The organism is Limnobaculum xujianqingii, from assembly GCF_013394855.1.
GTDB lineage: Bacteria > Pseudomonadota > Gammaproteobacteria > Enterobacterales > Enterobacteriaceae > Limnobaculum > Limnobaculum xujianqingii.
In genome coordinates, this window is sequence record NZ_JABMLK010000001.1 from 76,675 (window position 1) to 93,498 (window position 16,824).

Consider the following 16,824-nt stretch of genomic DNA (forward strand, 5'->3'; position numbering starts at 1 on the left):
AGGACTGCCGTAAGGCAGTCCTTTCGGGACACTGCTTAATTTACCAATAACTGAATAACCCAGGAGTAAACATGTTTAGGGAAAACAAGAGGTCTGAAGTGAATAAGCTGACAACGCTATTACGCGTATCTGCTGCGAGTGTGGTGCCTGCATTACTGGCGTTTAACGTCATGGCTAACGCCAACGATGTTATGGAAATCAGCTCAACGGAAGAAGCCGCTACTGCTGCTGCACCGGTAGTACTGACTCATACCGGCACTCAGTACGTACCGGTAGCCAGAGTGAGTGAGAATCTGGCGCAGGTCGTGTTCTACCGTACAACGGGTGGTGCAGACGTAGGTGTATCTAACGTTTACATCGACCGTGAATTTCAGGGCGCATTAAGAAACGGTGAGTTCACCGTATTCTGCGTGGAGCCTGGCAAACACATTATCGAAGCCTACGCGGACGATGCACCGAACTACGGCGGTAAAGAAACGCCAAAATCGATTGCTCGTTTAAATGGTGGCAAGACTTACTTTATCGAAGCCAGTCAGGTACCGGGCGCGGGCACACCAATCGCAGTGACCCGTAGTCAGGCGGAAAGCAAACTGTTTGGCTATAAAGGTGGTGCGACCATTAACCGCGCTTCCGCAGTACGCGCCTGTGACTACGTGGGTGGTTCACAGTTAGGTAACGTACTGTTCAGCTTCGCCGGTAAAAAAGTATCGGATATCGAAGCAGGCGGCGTGGAAATCGTACAAAACATGGCAAACCACATCAACGGATTACCAAACGTAACCCGCGTAAATCTGGTTGGTCATGCAGACCCGGTAGGTAATGCCACCTTTAACCAGAAGCTGTCAGTACAACGTGCAGAAACCGTGAAGAAAATGCTGGTCTCCTACGGCGTATCACCATCAGTACTGTTCACCAGCGGTCAGGGCGCCAACAACCCAACGGTTGATTGCACCGGCCTGCCAAACAACGAACGCAACTTCTGTAACCGAGCTAACCGCCGCGTCGACACCATGATCCAAACCGACGCAGGTTATTAATAGTAATAAAGCAAACCAAACCGGTTTGGTATCTGAATTTGTACCAACCGGTTTGATAGTTAAAAAGAAATAGTTTCAACGTTAGTAAAACGAATGGTCTTGAATTTTGAAGTTATCAAAGCCAATCGGAGGGAGAGATTGCCGTTGGGGTCGACTTGGCGCAAGCCAACGAAGCGCCCCTAGGGAATCCAGGCCCGACGCCCACAAGGGCTAAGAACAACCGGTCTTCCGGCCGAATATAAAGGCGATATAAGCACATTGCCTTTACGGCCGGAATATCCAAAAAAGCCGAATGGTTTTGAATTTTGAACTAACCAAAGCCAATCGGAGGGAGAGGCCGCCGTTGGGGTCGACTTGGCGTAAGCCAACGAAGTGCCCCTAGGCGGACTAGGCCCGACGCCCACAAGGGCTAAGTACAGCGGTCTTCCGGCCGAATATAAAGGCGATATAAGCACATTACCTTTACGGCCGGAATATCCACAAAAGCTAATTTAATAATTTAAAACAACACATTAACCCAATGATACGGCCAGCAGATTCCAGCGAGTCTGCTACCCATATCAACAGATAAAAGTAACAACAACAGGAATAACCAAAACTATGAGTCAGGATTTCGCCCCCGCAACGGACGCTCAACAAGACAGTTTGCTCTGGTCCGTTCAGTGGCTGGCCGCATACTACAATAAACCGGCCAGCGCAGCGGTATTGTATGCCGGGCTGCCTAAAGAGCCGAAACTCACCTCCCAGCTTGCCCTGCGCATGCTGGACCAGATAGGTATGGGCGTTGCCTGGGTGGAGCGGGATTTAGATCAGCTATTCTCCTATCTGTTCCCGGTGGTGCTAACTCGCAAAGACGGCAGCCACTGCATCGTCACCGAACGCAGCAGCGGCAAGGGTGCCGGTTCATCTTACCGCGTGATCCTGCCGGAAAACGGCGGTGAAGTGACGCTGTCGGCCCGCGCGCTGGAAGAGATGTACTCCGGTTACGCCCTGTTGTGTAACCCCAAGCCGAAACTGGATGAACGCAGCAACGACTGTCTGCCGGAGCCAAATAAAGAAGGTCACTGGCTGTTTTCTACTCTGTGGCGCTACCGCCACTATTTTGCCAGTGCGGCAATGGCGGCACTGCTGGCTAACATCCTGACACTGGCCTCCACCTTCTTCACCATGAACGTGTATGACCGGGTGGTGCCAACCCAGGCTTATGTCACCTTATGGTCACTGGGTATTGGCGTGTTCATCGCCATCATCTTCGAGTTTGTCTCCCGGTTAGTCAGGGCTCACCTGTTTGATATTGCGGGTAAAAAAGCCGACTTACTATTGGGTACCATGCTGTTCAGACAGGTACTGGGGATCCGCATGGAGAGCAAACCGCAGTCCTCCGGGGCTTTTGCTAACCAGCTGCGTGAATTTGAATCGGTGCGTGATTTCGTCACCTCGGCAACCCTGTCGACCCTGTCGGATCTGCCGTTCTGTGCCCTGTTTCTGTTCATTATCTATCTGGAAGACCAACTGCTGGTAGAAGCGAAGATTAAACCGTCCGATGTGGCATTCCTGCATCCCGGTCTGAAGGCTACCGTCAAAATTACCGCTTATGACTACGCCATTTACGGTGGATTAAGCGGTACGCTGGAACATATCAGTGCCGATACCCTGAAAGATGAAGACAAGATGCGTCAGGGTCGTGGTGATACAACCTACTACCGGGTGTTAGTACGTACGGACAAAGCGGCGTTAACCGCTAAAGACAAGGTGTTCCCGATTATGCCGGGCATGATAGCCACGGTAGAAATCAGAACGGGGGAGAAAACCATACTGGATTACATCCTGAAACCAGTCTTGAAAGCCAGAGAAGCGTTCCGGGAGCGTTAATAAATATATGAAGATGAAACAACTGGCCCTGCTGACATTATCTTTGTCCGTAACGGTGACAACCGCCATGTCAGCACAGGTGGACGATAAATTATTGCAGGCGTTACAGCCGGGGCGTCGTGCAGGTGCGGTAAATCAGCCCCCTCCACCGGCGGTAAAACCGAAAGCGGTTGCCATGCCTGTGGCACAGACTGAACCGGTGATTATCACGCCAACACCGGTTTCTGCAACGGCTGCCCGTGAGGTGACTCCGGCGATTATTGTGCCACCACCCGCACCGGTATCTACGGTAGGTCGCGATGGTAATCGTTGGTCTGTGACAGAGAAACCAACAACCAACCAACAAGGTTGGGTAGAGGAAGCCCCGATCCAGTCCAGGCCGGAACCCGTACGTCAGCCAACAGTATCTATAGCTAAATCAGATCATGATGATCGAGCTGATGGACATTGAATCTGCGGATACCATGCCCGAAGCTGCTACCAGTAGCGCACCTGTTGCTATCGCAGAACCGCAACCGGTCAGAACCGCACAAAATCCGGCACCGATTGTCCCAATAGTCACTGCACCGATCGCTACGGTAGGGCGTGATGGTAAAAGTTGGGTGGTAAAAGACAGTTCATCTCAACAGGTTAAACCATCAACAGCAGTGGTGTCAGCGTCAGATAATGATGCGCTGGAGTTTACCGCTATTGATGCAGCGGATAACAAAGTAGAAACCATCGCCAATACCACACCAGTTCAGGTAACGGAGCCTGAACCAAAGCGTAATGCACGGAACCCTGCGCCTATCGCAGCCAGTCAGCCGTCCAGTGTTAAAACTACGGTGGCAACGGCCAGCAGTCATGATACGGAGCAACTTGCCTTTAGCGATCTGGCATCGGATAGCGAACCGATGACGGTATCCACGCCGGTGAAACCGGATGAAAGCAAACAGGCGACGTTACTGGCAGATACCCGGCCGCTGGTTCAGCCAGCAGCAGCTAATAATAGCGACTTTACTAAAACAGATGACAAGGTTCAGCAGGATATTCTGAACTGGGTGGTTACGGATACTTCACTGACCCCACCAGATAATAGTCAAAATACGGGTATTACGGTGAAATCCTCCGGTTACGCAACTAAGCCACCGGTGGCTGGCAAGGGTATTCCCTCTATTGAGTTTGTGAAAACCACCGTGCGTCAGGCATTGAACTTCAGCCCGGAAATTCGTAATGCCCAGGCTGCATTTACCGCCGCTAAATATGATGTGGATGAAATCAAAGGTACCCGCTGGCCGCAGGTAAAAGTAGGCGCTAACTCGCCTGTTTCTAACTTTGGTAGCGGTACCCGCAACAATAACTCTTCCGATGTGAGTGATACCAGTGGTTCAGTCTCGGTAACCACAACGGTGTTTGATTTTGGCAAAACTGGCAGCGGTATTCAGAGTGCGGAAGAACTGTCTAAGTCATCGTTACAGGCGGTGAAGTTAACCCGTAACCAGATTGCCTATCAGACCATTGAGGGCCTGTTAACGTTGGATAAGTTTCAAAAAGACATCAAAGTGGCAAAGGCTTACGAAAAGCGAATGTCGGATCTGGTGAATATGCTGTCACAAATTACCCAGACCGACAAAGGCCGCGGCAGCGAACTGGTACAGGCCCGCGCCAAACTATTGCAAGCCCAGACTAACGTGCAGCAGCTGGAAAGCAGCTGGCGCGATACCCAGATTAAGATGACCCGTCTGCTGGGGCGTGAAGCTCAGTTGCCAGAAAATCTGGCGTGGGATGAGTCTAATATCAGTTCGGGCAGCATTTTAGCCTCGCTGGATAACCATCCACAAATCCAACGGGCGAAAGCGGAAGTTCAGGCCAGCCTGCATAAAGCGGATGCCATCAAATCCTCTGCTTATCCTAATATCAATTGGGTGGTGTCAAAAAGCACCGCCAAAGACACCTACGGTGACGAACAATCCTGGTATACGGGCATCAATGTGGAGTGGGATCTGTTTACCGGTGGTTCAGCGTCAGCATCTCAGGCTGCAGCAGTACAACGTGCACAGGCCACCCAGATGCAGTTTGAAACCACAGTATTGGAACTGAAATACAAAATCCGCAGCATGATCCAGGTGCGTGATTCCGCTTTTGAAAGGGCGAAAGAGTATCGGGCACTGTCGTCGGAAACCGATCGGGTCAGAACCATGTTCTATGAGCAGTGGTACTACCTGGGTAAGCGCTCACTGCTAGATGTGCTTACCGCAGAGAACGACCACTTTAATAACCAGATTTCAGCCATCAATAATGAGTTCGATGGTTATACCGCCAACATCAACATCATGGCGGAGTCCGCCATGTTATTGGGTTGGTTGAATATGCCGGTTTACTGAACGGCCAAACTCGTGCAGTTCGTGTAGATGTAGCCGGGTTTAAATCAATAAAAGTTATTTATATCAATGTATTACAAGGAGGTATCTTATGTTGGCCAGTTTGGAGCAGAGTATGAATATTAACTTAAAAAGAACAACACCCATATGCCATTACTGTGGCAGAGGTGATTGTACCAAGAGGCATGGAACCGGTAGAACGGGTCTTCAACGTTATTACTGTATGAATTGCCGTAGAACTTTTCAGACCACTTATGTGTATAAGGGCAAAGAACAGAATATAGCTGCTCAAATAGAACGTTTGTGGGCACAAAATCACACCCCGGAGCAGATAAGTTTTGAAATGCAGGTCCGTTTAGCAACAGTGCAGGCTCATATCAAGTTACTGGAGGGTATCTGACAAATAAATTTTCACTAAAATATCTTTATCTTATTAATTATATTGAAAAAAGAGCAGCCGGGTGGTTGCTCTTTTTACGTTTAAGTAGACAGTGATTCTGTCACAACGCTTTTCTTACACCCTGGTCATATTGTTCGGCCTGTTCGGGTATTCAGGTCAGTTGTTATCGGTTTGAGAGCGTAAGATAAGCATTGTTAGCCGTTACCCCAAAACACCACTCCCTATTTTATAGCGTAGTATCATTGCTCAATATCAATAAATGGTGAGCACAAGAATCCCCCCTTTCAGCACCTTTAAAAGCCCTTGCAGCCCCACAATGAGAGGTGTAAGAGTTCATATCGAACGTTACTATCTTTTTTTGAAAGGCCTTTCAGTAACGCATTCGAAGTGTGATTTATACCGTGATGTTATTTTCAAAACATTAACGTGTTGTTGCTATTTATGTTTGTCTAATTAAGTGGTAATGGTTTTTGTTTTCTTTATTTTATCCATATAAAATAAAGAATTATATTTAATTTGATAATTTTTATTATAAATAATCTAACTATTCATTTTTGAACAAATGTTAATTAACTTGTTGTTATTTTATTTTATTTTATTTTATTTTATTTTATTTTATTTTAATTAAATATTTATGTTGCTTTTTTGTTATTTTTATTTTAATTTAATTACGTTGTTAATTTTAATTAAAGTGTTTTTTTGTGATTCTGTATTTATTATTTTCTTTATCTAATTCTGTGTCTTTAATATTGGTATGGTAGTCTACTTGTTGGGTTAGTTAATGTGTGCGAATTAAAATATCTACTTGATTTTTATTATTTTTATGTTTTGATGTGCGGATTGAAATTAGAACTTGTTTGAAATATATCTAATATGTGTTTGCGAATTAAATTACTATGTGTAATTATTGCGTCTGTAAATAGTTACCCTGATTTGTAATTTATTGATTTTTGTTTATATATCATTGTTTTTAAATGATTTATTTTTTGTTGTCTGATTTTTTGTTTACTTTAAGGTGTTGTTATCATTATTAATAACAACACCTTAAAAATGTGTATTGCGTCAATTGATTTATTAGAAATTATTACATTATGTCTTTTTTTCTTTATTTTGGTTTCAGTTTGTCTGCCATTCATACACATTTTGGAATTTATTGCCAAAATCTCAAAAATTAACAGAACATAACTTCTATATTAATCATATTGCAGATCATTAGATCGCATATATTTTGCGATCTGGGTTAATATGTTGCATAAGTCGAATATTGTTTCACCTGTCAAAGGTGTTGTGTTCGCTTTTTGAGAAGGTTCGGTTAAGGGTAATAAATATGCCTGGCTGAGTGCTTCTTTTGGGAATAGTTATAAGGATAAAGGAGTTATTCTAGTATGAATACGAATGCCAGTTTATTGGTTAATTCAGGAAGTGGCGCCTCTCAAGTGGTTGCTGTTAGTTCAGGCAAGCCCATCAAAATAAAAATCCAACCGGGTAATAAGTATCTCCTAAAGAATAAAGATGACAACTATGCGCCAGAGAACGTAACTCTGCAGCGCAATGGTGACGATCTGTACGTTATTCTGGAAGGGGATTCAGCTCCCGCAATCGTTATTGAAGATTACTATGTATCCGGCGATAACACGCCGTTACTGGGTATGGCAGAGGATGGCCAGGTTTACGCCTATGTAATCACCGATGGTTCGGCTTTGGGCGATGGCTACCTGTTTAACGATGGTAGCTTTGCACCTGCTGCTCTTGGTGGTATGCCAATGGGTGACGGTGCTTATCTGTTTGAAAATACCGAAAACAATGACTTTGGACTGCTGGCTTTATGGCCATGGTTCCTGGGTGCAGCCGTTATCGGTGGTATTGTCGGTAATGCCATTTATGAGCATAACAAAGACGATGGCTCTTCTCCGGGACCAACTCCGGCTTCTGTACCAACGCTGAGCGGCGCAACGGATGCGACCGGCGATATTACCGGACCAATCTCTTACGGTTCAACCACCGATGAAACCAAACCGACTATTTTCGGTACTGGTGACGCGGGTAACATCATTACTATTTACGATAACGGCAAAGTCATTGGTTCTGCCGTTGTTGGCGCGGATGGTAACTGGAGCTTTACACCAGAGACGGCGTTAAGCGAAGGTGCTCATAAAATCATCATCACGCAAACTAATCCTGAAGGTCAGATCAGCAGCCCGTCTGATGACTTTATTTTCGTTGTTGATACCGTAGCGCCAAACAAACCAATGTTTGAAGCGCTGGATGATGTGGGAGCGATCCAAGGCCCAATCGCCAACGGTGCAACCACCGATGATGCTCGCCCTGAATTCACCGGCAAAGGTGAAACCGGTAGCACCATCACGATTTATATCGATGGCAAAGAAGCAGGTAAAACTACTGTTGGTTCCGATGGCACCTGGAGCTGGACGCCAACCGCCGATCTGGCAGATGGTCACTATCAGGTTACCGTAACGGAAACCGACACCGCCGGTAATACCAGCGAAACCTCTCCAACCTTTGATTTTAACGTTGATACTACTGCGCCAGAAAAACCAACCATTGGCGGCGTAACGGATAACACTGGCAGCATCACTGGCCCAATTAATTCAGGCGACGTAACCGATGAAACTCGTCCGGAGTTCAGCGGTGAAGGCGAACCGGGCAGCACCATTACTCTGAAAGACGAAGACGGTAATGTACTGGGCACCGCAACCGTGGACGAAGACGGTAAGTGGACCGTTCAACCAGAACAGCCGTTAGGTGAAGGTGAACACAGTTTAGTGGTCACCGAAACCGATAAAGCGGGTAATGAAAGCGATCCGTCTGATCCAATCGACTTTGAAGTGGATACTACCGCACCGGCCAAACCGGAGTTAGGTAGTGTCATTGATAACGAAGGTGATATCACCGGCGCTATCAAACCGGGTGATGAAACTGACGATAAGACCCCAACCTTCACTGGTGAAGGCGAGCCGGGTAACACCATCACGGTTAAAGACGGCGAGAACGTTATTGGTACTGCTATCGTTGATGAAAACGGTGCATGGAGCTTCACACCAGAAGAAGATCTGGTTGATGGTCCGCACAGCATTACTGTGACCGAAACCGATAAAGCGGGTAATGAAAGCGATCCGTCTGATCCAATCGACTTTGAAGTGGATACTACCGCACCGGCCAAACCGGAGTTAGGTAGTGTCATTGATAACGAAGGTGATATCACCGGCGCTATCAAACCGGGTGATGAAACTGACGATAAGACCCCAACCTTCACTGGTGAAGGCGAGCCGGGTAACACCATCACGGTTAAAGACGGCGAGAACGTTATTGGTACTGCTATTGTTGATGAAAACGGTGCATGGAGCTTCACACCAGAAGAAGATCTGGTTGATGGTCCGCACAGCATTACTGTGACCGAAACCGATAAAGCGGGTAATGAAAGCGATCCGTCTGATCCAATCGACTTTGAAGTGGATACTACCGCACCGGCCAAACCGGAGTTAGGTAGTGTCATTGATAACGAAGGTGATATCACCGGCGCTATCAAACCGGGTGATGAAACTGACGATAAGACCCCAACCTTCACTGGTGAAGGCGAGCCGGGTAACACCATCACGGTTAAAGACGGCGAGAACGTTATTGGTACTGCTATCGTTGATGAAAACGGTGCATGGAGCTTCACACCAGAAGAAGATCTGGTTGATGGTCCGCACAGCATTACTGTGACCGAAACCGATAAAGCGGGTAATGAAAGCGATCCGTCTGATCCAATCGACTTTGAAGTGGATACTACCGCACCGGCCAAACCGGAGTTAGGTAGTGTCATTGATAACGAAGGTGATATCACCGGCGCTATCAAACCGGGTGATGAAACTGACGATAAGACCCCAACCTTCACTGGTGAAGGCGAGCCGGGTAACACCATCACGGTTAAAGACGGCGAGAACGTTATTGGTACTGCTATCGTTGATGAAAACGGTGCATGGAGCTTCACACCAGAAGAAGATCTGGTTGATGGTCCGCACAGCATTACTGTGACCGAAACCGATAAAGCGGGTAATGAAAGCGATCCGTCTGATCCAATCGACTTTGAAGTGGATACTACCGCACCGGCCAAACCGGAGTTAGGTAGTGTCATTGATAACGAAGGTGATATCACCGGCGCTATCAAACCGGGTGATGAAACTGACGATAAGACCCCAACCTTCACTGGTGAAGGCGAGCCGGGTAACACCATCACGGTTAAAGACGGCGAGAACGTTATTGGTACTGCTATCGTTGATGAAAACGGTGCATGGAGCTTCACACCAGAAGAAGATCTGGTTGATGGTCCGCACAGCATTACTGTGACCGAAACCGATAAAGCGGGTAACGAAAGCGATCCGTCTGACAGTTTCGATTTCGTGGTAGATACCACTCCACCAAATCCAGCCAACCTGTCTATCACTGGCGTGATGGATAACTACGGTGAAATCACTGGCAACATCACCAATGGTGGTGCTACCGATGACAGCCGTCCGGTTATCAGCGGTACAGGTACTACTGGCGATACCATCATCCTGTATGTGAACGATGGCACCGGCAACCATGAAATTGGTCGCGGCACTGTGGGTTCTGACGGTAAGTGGAGCATTCAGCCAGAAACCCCATTACTGCCGGGCAGCAACCAGTTTACAGCGGTTGAAATGGACCCGGCAGGCAACAAAACTGACCCAAGTAACCAATATACCGTGACGCTGGATGTTTCCCGTCCAAGTGAGCCGGTGATTGTTAACGTACTGGATAACGTGGGTGATATTGTGGGTCCATTGCAGAAAGGCGATGTGACTGATGACAATAAACCAACCATCACCGGTACTGCTGAAGCAGGCTACACCATTCGTATTTATGATGGCGCGACCCTGTTAGGTACAGCGACGGCTGACAGCAAAGGCGTCTGGACATTTATTCCGGATACTGCACTGGCTGACGGCAAACACAATATCACTGCGACTGCCACCAGTCCGGTTGGTCAAACCAGCGATAAGACCGGTATCTTCAACTTTGAAGTGGATACCAAAGCACCAGACGCGGTTGAAAATCTGGTGGTGACTGATAATGTTGGTGATTATCAGGGTCCTCTGAGCAACGGTGATACCACCGATGACAACACGCCAACCTTCAGCGGTAAAGCGGAACCGGGTAGCACCGTGACCATCTATGACGATGGTAAAGTGCTGGGTACGGCGAAAGTTGACGGTGAAGGTAAGTGGACGTTTACTCCTGACTCGGCACTGACTGATGGTGATCATAACTTCACCACCACCGTGACCGACAAAGCGGGTAACGTGAATCCAAATGGTCCGGGCCTGTCCCTGACGGTTGATACTTCAAACGATCCGGTCAGCATCACTGCGTTAATCGATGATGTGGGTACCGTGACCGGCAATATCACCGCCAATGGTGTGACTGACGATACTAAACCGGAAATTACCGGCGAAGGTAAGCCAGGCGCAACTATCAAGGTCTATGACGGCTCAACCCTGCTGGGTGAAACCACGGTGAAAGCCAACGGTAGCTGGAGCTTCACGCCATCCACCGAACTGAAAGAAGGTGCGCACAGCATTACGGTCACTATGACCGATAAAGCAGGCAACCTGACTGGCCCAACGGCGGCATTTGACTTCACTGTTGATACCACTGCGCCAAACACGCCAACCATTGATTCTGCATTTGATGATGTAGGTTCTAAGCAAGGTTCAATGGCCAGCGGTAGTTTCACCGATGACTCCACGCCAACCCTGAAAGGTAGCGCAGAGAAAGGCAGCATCGTAACCATTTATGACGGAAGCAACGTACTGGGCTCGGTCACTGCGGATAACATCACTGGTGAGTGGAGCTTTACGCCATCTACCCCAATCAGTGAAGGTGAGCACAAGTTCCATGTGACTGCGACTGATGCGGCGGGTAATACCAGCTCTCTATCTGCTGACTTTATCCTGACCACCGACTATACCGGTCCGGATGCAGCTAATCTGAAGATCACCGGTGTGGCTGATAACTACGGTGAAATCACCGGCAATATCGAAAACGGTAAAGCCACCGATGACAGCCGTCCAACCATTCAGGGTACCGGTACTGCTGGCGACACTATCATTGTGTACGCAGAAGATGCCACCGGCAACCATGTGATTGGTAGCACCACTGTCGGTTCTGACGGTAAGTGGAGCCTGCAACCTGAATCGCCATTACTGCCGGGTGAGAACAAATTCACTGCGGTAGAAATCGATCCGGTAGGTAACTTCACCGATCCAAGCGCTGAGTACGTAGTAACGCTGGATATGTCTCGTCCAACCGAACCAGTGATTGTGAACGTGCTGGATAACGTGGGTGAAATCACCGGTGCATTGCAAAAAGGCGATGTGACAGATGATACTAAACCAGTTATCACCGGTACTTCTGAAGCGGGCTATCTGGTACGCATCTATGACGGTGCAACACTGATTGGTTCCGCCACCGCTGATAGCAAAGGTGTATGGACGTTTGAGCCAACCACGGCACTGGCAGACGGTAAGCACAACATTACTGCGACTGCTACCAGCCCGCTGGGACAAACCAGTAACCCAACCGGTATCTTCAACTTTGAAGTCGATACCAAAGCGCCGAACTCCGTTGAAAACCTGCAGGTATTCGATAACGTGGGTGACAAGCAGGGTTACATTCTGGATGGTGATACCACCGATGACGCAACGCCAACCTTTAGCGGCAAAGCGGAACCGGGCAGCACGGTTACTATCTATGACAACGGTGATGCTATTGGCTCTGCGACAGTAGACAGCAACGGTAACTGGTCATTCACTCCAGACAGCAACCTGCCTGACGGTGAGCATACCTTTACCACAACCGTTACTGATAAGGCCGGTAACACCAACACTGATGGTCCATCTCTGACTATCACTATCGATACTACTGATGTTGTCGTTAGCATTAGTGCGCTAATCGATGATGTGGGTGCTAAACAGGGCAATATCGCACCAAACGGCGTGACCGACGATACTCAACCGGAAATCACCGGTGAAGGTAAAGCGGGCAGCACCGTGACTATCTATGATGGTTCAGTGAAACTGGGTGAAACCACGGTGAAAGCCGACGGCACCTGGAGCTTTACGCCATCCACCCCACTGAAAGAAGGCTCACACAGCATCACCGTGATTGCCAAAGATCAGGCGGGTAACACCAGCGATCGTACTTCTGCGTTCGAGTTCACCGTGGATACCACTGCGCCAAACCAGCCGACCATTGAGTCAGCTCAGGATGACGTGGGTAGCAAGCAGGGCACTCTGTACAACAACGATAAGACGGACGATTCCACACCAACCCTGACCGGTACTGCCGAGAAGGGCAGCGTGGTGAATATCTATGATAATGGCGCTCTGTTAGGTTCTGTCGTTGCTGATAGCACTACCGGCAAGTGGACCTTTACACCGTCAACACCTGTACCGGAAGGTGAGAACAAGTTCCATGTAACTGCCACCGATGCAGCAGGTAATACCAGCTCTCCATCAGCTGACTTTATTCTGACTACTGATTATACCCGTCCGGATCTGGACTCACTGAAGATCACTGAAGTGATTGATAACGTGGGTAAAGTCACCGGTAATATCGAGTCAGGTAAAGAAACCGATGACAACCGTCCAACCATTAAAGGGGAAGGTACGGCTGGCGACACCATCTTTGTCTACGTGAAAGACGATTTAGGCGATCGCCTGCTGGGCTCAACCACCGTGGGTGATGACGGCAAGTGGAGCCTGCGTCCGGATACCGTTCTGAACACCGGTAAGAACGAATTTACCGCTGTAGAAATGGATCCAGTGGGCAACCAGGTTGGCCCAAGTGCTGGCTATGAGATAGTGCTGGCCGGTAACCCGCCACAGCCACCAACCATCGACCGCGTGGAAGATAACGTCGGGCCGACCACCGGTGCGCTGCAAAAAGGTGACGTGACGGATGACGCCACGCCAACCCTGAAGGGTACTGCAGTGGCCAACGGCACGGTAACCATCTACAACAACGGTAACGTACTGGGTACCGCGAAAGTGGACGACAAGGGCAACTGGAGCTTTACGCCAGAGCCTGCGCTGAAAGACGGCACCTATAACATCACGGCGGACGCCACCAACACGGTTGGTCAGGTCAGTGATAAGACCGGTATCTTTGACTTTACAGTGGATACTACCCCTCCGGGTGCGGTAGAAAACCTGCTGATCAGCGATAACGAAGGGGCTTATCAGGGACCACTGAAAGACGGTGACGTGACCGATGACAGTACCCCGACCTTCAGCGGCAAAGCGGAAGCGGGCAGTACCGTATCGGTCTACAATGACGGCAACCTGTTGGGTACGGCGAAAGTCGGTAGTGACGGTAACTGGAGCTTCACCCCAAGTTCACCACTGCCGGATGGCGACTACAAGTTCACCACCACGGTAACCGACAAAGCGGGTAACACCGGCGATGCCACTCCGGTTGTGAACATTACGGTTGATACTTCAGGCGTTGAAGTTCGTCTGGATAAGCTGGTGGATAACGTTGGCGATATTACCGGTGATATCACACCGAACGGCGTGACCGATGATACGCGTCCGGAAATCGTGGGTACCGGTAAGCCGGGCAGCATCATCAAGATTTACGATGGCGCGACCCTGCTGGGCTCCACCACCGTGAATGCGGATAAGAGCTGGAGCTTCACCCCGACCACCGATTTAGGTCAGGGCAGCCACAGCATTACCGTGACGGCCACCGACCTGTCCGGCAACACCACCGATCCAACCTCGGCATTTGTGTTCACTATCGACACCGTGGCACCAACTCAACCAACTATTGAATCGGCGAAGGATGATGTGGGGGCTATCCAGGGCACGCTGACCAACGGCGCGGCCACCGATGACCCAACACCAACCCTGACCGGTAAGGCCGAGAAGGGCAGTATCGTTAAGGTATACGATGGCGGTGCGCTGTTAGGCTCTGTGGTAGCGGATGATATCACCGGCCAGTGGACCTTTACGCCAACCTCGCCATTAGTGGAAGGTGAGCATAAGTTCCATGTAACCTCAACGGATAAAGCCGGCAACGTGAGTCTGCCATCTGCTGACTTCGTGCTGACCATGGACTTTACTGGTCCGGATCCGGATGCGCTGAAGATCACCGAAGTGATCGACAACGTGGGTACCATCACCGGTAACGTGGAATCAGGTAAAGAGACCGATGACAACCGTCCGACCATTAAAGGGGAAGGTACGGCTGGCGACACCATCTTTGTTTATGTCAAAGACGATATGGGCGATCGCCTGCTGGGCTCAACCACTGTGGGTGGTGATGGCAAGTGGAGTCTGCGTCCTGACGTGGTGCTAAACACCGGTAAGAACGAACTGACAGCCGTGGAAATGGATCCAGTGGGCAACAAGGTCGGTCCAAGCGACGCCTATGAAATCCTGCTGGCCGGTAACCCGCCACAGCCACCAACCATCGACCGCGTGGAAGATAACGTCGGGCCGACCACCGGTGCACTGCAAAAAGGCGATGTGACCGATGACGCCACGCCAACCCTGAAGGGTACGGCGGTAGCCAACGGCACGGTAACCATCTACAACAACGGTAACGTACTGGGTACTGCCAAGGTGGATGACAAGGGTAACTGGAGCTTTACGCCAGAGCCTGCGCTGAAAGACGGCACCTATAACATCACGGCGGACGCCACCAACACGGTTGGTCAGGTCAGTGATAAGACCGGTATCTTTGACTTTACAGTGGATACTACCCCTCCGGGTGCGGTAGAAAACCTGCTGATCAGCGATAACGAAGGGGCTTATCAGGGACCACTGAAAGACGGTGACGTGACCGATGACAGTACCCCGACCTTCAGCGGCAAAGCGGAAGCGGGCAGTACCGTATCGGTCTACAATGACGGCAACCTGTTGGGTACGGCGAAAGTCGGTAGTGACGGTAACTGGAGCTTCACCCCAAGTTCACCACTGCCGGATGGCGACTACAAGTTCACCACCACGGTAACCGACAAAGCGGGTAACACCGGCGATGCCACTCCGGTTGTGAACATTACGGTTGATACTTCAGGCGTTGAAGTTCGTCTGGATAAGCTGGTGGATAACGTTGGCGATATTACCGGTGATATCACACCGAACGGCGTGACCGATGATACGCGTCCGGAAATCGTGGGTACCGGTAAGCCGGGCAGCATCATCAAGATTTACGATGGCGCGACCCTGCTGGGCTCCACCACCGTGAATGCGGATAAGAGCTGGAGCTTCACCCCGACCACCGATTTAGGTCAGGGCAGCCACAGCATTACCGTGACGGCCACCGACCTGTCCGGCAACACCACCGATCCAACCTCGGCATTTGTGTTCACTATCGACACCGTGGCACCAACTCAACCAACTATTGAATCGGCGAAGGATGATGTGGGGGCTATCCAGGGCACGCTGACCAACGGCGCGGCCACCGATGACCCAACACCAACCCTGACCGGTAAAGCCGAGAAGGGCAGCATCGTTAAAGTGTACGACGATGGCGCATTACTGGGCTCCGTGGTAGCAGATGATATCACCGGCCAGTGGACCTTTACGCAAACCTCACCATTAGTGGAAGGTGAGCATAAGTTCCATGTGACTTCAACGGATAAAGCGGGCAACGTGAGTCTGCCATCTGCTGACTTCGTGTTGAATATGGACTTTACCGGTCCGGATCCGGACAAGCTGAAGATCACCGGCGTGGACGACCAGGTGGGTACCATCACCGGTAACGTTGGCTCATGGTGATCCTACCGACGATAACCGTCCAACCATTCAGGGTGAAGGTACGGCTGGCGACACCATCTTTGTCTACGTGAAAGACGATATGGGCGATCGCCTGCTGGGCTCAACCACCGTGGGTGGTGATGGCAAGTGGGCCCTGCGTCCGGATACCGCTCTGTCCACCGGTAAGAACGAATTTACCGCCGTGGAATGGATCCAGTGGGCAACAAGGCCGGTCCAAGCGCTGGCTATGAAATCCTGCTGGCCGGTAACCCGCCACAGCCACCAACCATTGACCGCGTGGAAGATAACGTCGGGCCAACCACCGTGCACTGCAAAAAGGCGATGTGACCGATGACGCCACGCCA

6 protein-coding genes are annotated in these 16,824 nt (G+C 49.8%); all 6 read left to right on the top strand.

The window, feature by feature from the left end; translation table 11 throughout:
* Positions 1-71 precede the first annotated feature (71 nt).
* The 6 genes from GOL65_RS00180 to GOL65_RS00205 all read left to right on the top strand — a co-directional run bounded on the left by GOL65_RS00180 (position 72) and on the right by GOL65_RS00205 (position 16,814).
* Positions 72-1,037: an OmpA family protein gene (locus GOL65_RS00180; protein WP_140920563.1), complete on the top strand. Its 966-nt coding sequence runs from the start codon at positions 72-74 to the stop codon at positions 1,035-1,037.
* Between the two features lie 600 nt (positions 1,038-1,637).
* The gene (locus GOL65_RS00185) at positions 1,638-2,909 is read left to right on the top strand and encodes a cysteine peptidase family C39 domain-containing protein (protein ID WP_179038095.1); all 1,272 of its coding nucleotides are present in this window, start codon (positions 1,638-1,640) and stop codon (positions 2,907-2,909) included.
* 7 nt (positions 2,910-2,916) lie between these two features.
* Positions 2,917-3,360: a hypothetical protein gene (locus tag GOL65_RS00190; protein WP_140920562.1), complete on the top strand. Its 444-nt coding sequence runs from the start codon at positions 2,917-2,919 to the stop codon at positions 3,358-3,360.
* Positions 3,350-5,272, top strand: a complete 1,923-nt coding sequence (locus GOL65_RS00195) for a TolC family protein (RefSeq protein WP_179038096.1) — start codon at positions 3,350-3,352, stop codon at positions 5,270-5,272. Before GOL65_RS00190 ends, GOL65_RS00195 begins: the two co-directional genes overlap by 11 nt.
* A 1,782-nt stretch (positions 5,273-7,054) precedes the next feature.
* Positions 7,055-16,480 (top strand): Ig-like domain-containing protein, encoded by a 9,426-nt coding sequence (locus tag GOL65_RS00200; protein WP_179038097.1) that lies wholly within the window; start codon positions 7,055-7,057, stop codon positions 16,478-16,480.
* A complete protein-coding gene (locus GOL65_RS00205; protein WP_179038098.1) occupies positions 16,467-16,814 on the top strand; it encodes an Ig-like domain-containing protein in 348 nt (115 codons plus the stop codon). Before GOL65_RS00200 ends, GOL65_RS00205 begins: the two co-directional genes overlap by 14 nt.
* Positions 16,815-16,824 lie beyond the last annotated feature (10 nt).

Excerpts from the sequence above, each read along its gene's own strand:
- GOL65_RS00200 (WP_179038097.1), top strand. The coding sequence starts at position 7,055 with ATGAATACGAATGCCAGTTTATTGGTTAATTCAGGAAGTGGCGCCTCT.
- GOL65_RS00190 (WP_140920562.1), top strand. The coding sequence starts at position 2,917 with ATGAAGATGAAACAACTGGCCCTGCTGACATTATCTTTGTCCGTAACG.
- GOL65_RS00185 (WP_179038095.1), top strand. The coding sequence starts at position 1,638 with ATGAGTCAGGATTTCGCCCCCGCAACGGACGCTCAACAAGACAGTTTG.
- GOL65_RS00195 (WP_179038096.1), top strand. The coding sequence starts at position 3,350 with ATGGACATTGAATCTGCGGATACCATGCCCGAAGCTGCTACCAGTAGC.
- GOL65_RS00180 (WP_140920563.1), top strand. The coding sequence starts at position 72 with ATGTTTAGGGAAAACAAGAGGTCTGAAGTGAATAAGCTGACAACGCTA.